The organism is Nocardia sp. NPDC004718 (assembly GCF_053601535.1).
Window position 1 is genome coordinate 1 of record NZ_JBSGCA010000128.1, and the last position, 3,446, is coordinate 3,446.

General features: G+C 65.1%; 4 protein-coding genes. 2 read left to right on the plus strand and 2 right to left on the minus strand.

Annotated features, from left to right (window positions below; genetic code table 11):
• A partial coding sequence (locus tag ACWEH3_RS35820; protein WP_450026815.1) for a hypothetical protein occupies positions 1-181 on the minus strand: 181 nt, incomplete at its 3' end.
• Here ACWEH3_RS35820 and istA point away from each other — a divergent pair.
• Positions 150-1,838, plus strand: a complete 1,689-nt coding sequence (gene istA, locus ACWEH3_RS35825; protein WP_450026813.1) for an IS21 family transposase — start codon at positions 150-152, stop codon at positions 1,836-1,838. The two genes, ACWEH3_RS35820 and istA, sit on opposite strands and share 32 nt — an antisense overlap.
• Entirely contained in the window at positions 1,835-2,656 is an 822-nt protein-coding gene (gene istB, locus ACWEH3_RS35830) for an IS21-like element helper ATPase IstB (RefSeq protein ID WP_356969143.1), read from the plus strand. The genes istA and istB overlap by 4 nt, the downstream gene beginning before the upstream one ends.
• 57 nt (positions 2,657-2,713) lie before the next feature.
• Here the strand turns inward: istB and ACWEH3_RS35835 are convergent, their stop codons facing one another.
• Positions 2,714-3,256, minus strand: coding sequence for a hypothetical protein (locus tag ACWEH3_RS35835; protein WP_452358500.1), 543 nt, complete (start codon positions 3,254-3,256; stop codon positions 2,714-2,716).
• Between the last annotated feature and the right edge of the window lie 190 nt (positions 3,257-3,446).

Sequence of the window (3,446 nt, forward strand, 5' to 3'; positions counted from 1 at the left end):
TGGCTGTGGCAGCCTGATCTGGCCCCGGTGTGACGGTCTGAGTTGGCCCCACTTGCGACGCGCCGGGCATGGTTGTGACGGTTTGATCTGGCCCCACCTCAGTCTCGATTTCGACATGGTCGTTTTCGAGCTGGTGGAAGGGGTCCGGGATGGAGTGTCGGGTGGAGTTGTTTGCTGCCATTCGGCGTGATGCTCGTGTCGAGGGTCTTTCTATTCGTGAGCTGGCTCGTCGATATCAGGTGCATCGGCGGACGGTGCGTCAAGCATTGGCGGGCGCGGCGCCGCCGCCACGGAAGGTGCCGGCGAGGCGGGCGCCGAAGCTGGATGCGTTCAAACCCGCGATCGACGCGATGCTCATTGCCGACACCACCGCTCCGCGCAAACAGCGCCATACCGCCCGGCGGGTTCTGGCCAGGTTGGTTGAGGAACACGGTGCCAGGCAGTTGTCGTACTCGACGGTGCGTGACTATGTGCGGATCCGGCGCGCGCAGATCGACCTTGAGGCCGGGCGCCGGATCGAGGCGTTCGTTCCGCAGCAGCGACTACCCGGGCAGGAAGCCGAGGTCGATTTCGGTGAGGTCTGGGTGATGCTGAATGGGGTGAAAACCCGCTGCCAGATGTTCGTGTTCTGGCTCGCCTATTCCGGGCGGGCGGTTCATCGTGTGTATCCGACCGCGGGGCAGGAAGCGTTCCTGGAAGGGCATATCGAAGCGTTCAACGTGATCGGGGGTGTCCCGACCCGTCATATCCGTTATGACAACCTGACCAGCGCGGTGCGTCTGGTATTGCATGGCAGTGACCGGAGGCGGGCGGAGAATCCGCGCTGGGTGTTGTTCTGCTCGCATTTCGGAATCGATCCTTTCTATTGCCAGCCGGGTTTGGCCGGTTCGCATGAGAAAGGTGGCGTCGAGGGCGAGGTCGGCCGATTCCGCCGTAACCGATTGACCCCGATGCCAGTGGTCGATTCCCTCGATGAGCTCAACGACCTGATCCGGGAGTGGGAGATCGCCGACCAGCAGCGGCGCATCGATGGGCGGGTGAACACGATCGCCGAGGACTTCGCGGTCGAGGCGCCGCTTTTGGCGCCGTTGCCGGTCGAGGAGTTCGATCCGGGATTGGTCCTGCATCCGCGGGTGGATCGTTCGGCGCTGGTGACGGTGCGGATGGTGAAGTACTCGGTCCCGGCCCGGTTGATCGGCCGCAAGGTGCGGGTGTCGTTGCAGGCATCCCAGCTGGTGATCTACGACGGCGCGAAAATCGTTGCCCGCCATCGCCGCATCGCTGCCCGCACCGGCTGCTCGGTCCAACTCGATCACTACCTCGAGGTGCTGAAGATCAAGCCGGGCGCGTTCCCCGGCTCGACCGCACTCGCCCAGGCCCGCGACACAGGAGTGTTCACTGCGGCGCACGAGGCGTTCTGGGCGGCAGCCCGCCGCGTCAACGGCGACGCCGAGGGCACCCGCGAGCTGATCGAGGTGCTGCTGCTGCACCGCAGCCTTGCCGAAACCGATGTCGTCGCCGGAATCATCGCCGCTCTCGAGGTCGGCGCGGTCAACGCCGACGTCGTCGCGGTCGAAGCCCGCCGCCACGGCGCTGTCGGCAGCGTCGGTGGGGCCGCAACCGGCCGTCATCGCATCGGTCACGGTGTTCGGCGTGAGCAGCGGGTTGTCAGCCTCACCCAACGGCGGCTGATGGATCCGGCCGCCATCATTGCCGGTTTGCCCCCAGACCCCAGACCACTGCCGACCGTCACCGCCTACGACGATCTCCTGGTCCGCCGCACCCCCGTCGCGGCACCCACCGATCCGGACGACACCGAAAAGAGCACCGCATCATGAGCCCAGCCACCCCGCCCTCCCAGATCACCACCACCCTGCGACGGCGGCGCGGGCTCACCGAACAAGCCGCCGCAGCGGCCGTTGACCAAGCCTGCCGGCGGCTGCGGCTGCCCACGGTCCGCGCCGTCCTGGACGAAGCGTTGACCGCCGCGGGCCGCGACCAACTCACCTACCAAGGATTCCTGGCCGAGTTGCTGCTGGCCGAATGCGACGACCGCGACCGGCGCTCCACCCTGCGCCGGGTCAAAGCCGCCGGGTTCCCCCGCCAGAAATGGCTCTGCGACTTCGACTTCGACGCCAACCCCGCCATCAACGCCGCCACCATCCACACTCTCGCCGCCGGGGACTGGATCCGCAAAGGCGAACCGCTGTGCCTCATCGGCGACTCCGGCACCGGCAAATCACACCTACTCATCGCGCTCGGCACCGCCGCCGCCGAAAAAGGCTACCGAGTCCGCTACACCCTGGCCACGAAGCTGGTCAACGAACTCGTCGAAGCCGCCGACGAGAAACAACTCGCCAAAACCATCGCCCGCTACGGCCGCGTCGACCTTTTATGCATAGACGAACTCGGATATATGGAATTGGATAAACGCGGCGCCGAACTGCTGTTCCAAGTATTGACCGAACGTGAAGAAAAGAACAGCGTCGCCATCGCCTCCAATGAAGCCTTCTCCGGATGGACGAAAACCTTCACCGACCCGCGCCTGTGCGCCGCAATAGTAGACAGGCTCACCTACGGCGGAGCCATCATCCAAACCGGCACCGACAGCTACCGGCTCGCCCACTCCAAAACGCAACACACAAAACCCACATGAGCCTGTGGGGCGGTCGACTCCTCGAGTTCGGACAGTGCACCGCACACAGTTGCGACGCTATCTGGCGAAGTGAAACCAGCCCCGGGGCGTTCCCGGCAGCGGCTGTGCACAATCTTCGCTGAACAACGCGACGACGATGTGGTCGGCATCCTGGCCGACATACGGCGGCTGCCCGGGCCGCAGCGCGCAGAACGTCACGTTCCCGGTGTAAACCTCGGGCGTCGCATACACGGGCGCAGCAGAGATATAGGCCGCAAGGCGCGACCGCGGCACGTCCCGGCATGCGGTGTGCAACGCCGCCCACGCAAAGGCCGCTCCGCGCCGCAGCAACGCTGGCACACGCTCCACCCCCGACACCTCCAGATCGAGGTCGTAAATACCACGACCATTGACCGCGATCTCGTAATCGAGCAAGCCGGCGAACGCCGCCCGATTCCCGTGATAGCTCTTGTACCAGCGTTTGAGCAGCACCGCGTCGTCCATCACGCGCCAACCTGTCCTGGCGACCTTGGCCAGACCAGGCAACAAATCCTCCCGGGACACGGTGGCGAACAAGTCCGCTCCAGCGATCTCGGCAGCCGACGCACTCATCCACGCCAACGAGACTTCCTATCCTTGCCCACCAGTGACCAATGACCGGAAGCTTATCGGCCTGCTCAGCAGTGGGGAAGGCGGCCAACGACCGCCGTCGCTGCACCGTTCCCAGCCAGAAATGTCTCCATCTTCCTGAAACGCAGCCCGGGGCCAACTCAACCCGTCACACCGGGGCCACTTCACGTTGACATAGCCA

Bases quoted from the DNA above. Each gene is read 5' to 3' on its own strand.
- istA (WP_450026813.1), top strand. From the start codon at position 150: ATGGAGTGTCGGGTGGAGTTGTTTGCTGCCATTCGGCGTGATGCTCGT.
- istB (WP_356969143.1), top strand. From the start codon at position 1,835: ATGAGCCCAGCCACCCCGCCCTCCCAGATCACCACCACCCTGCGACGG.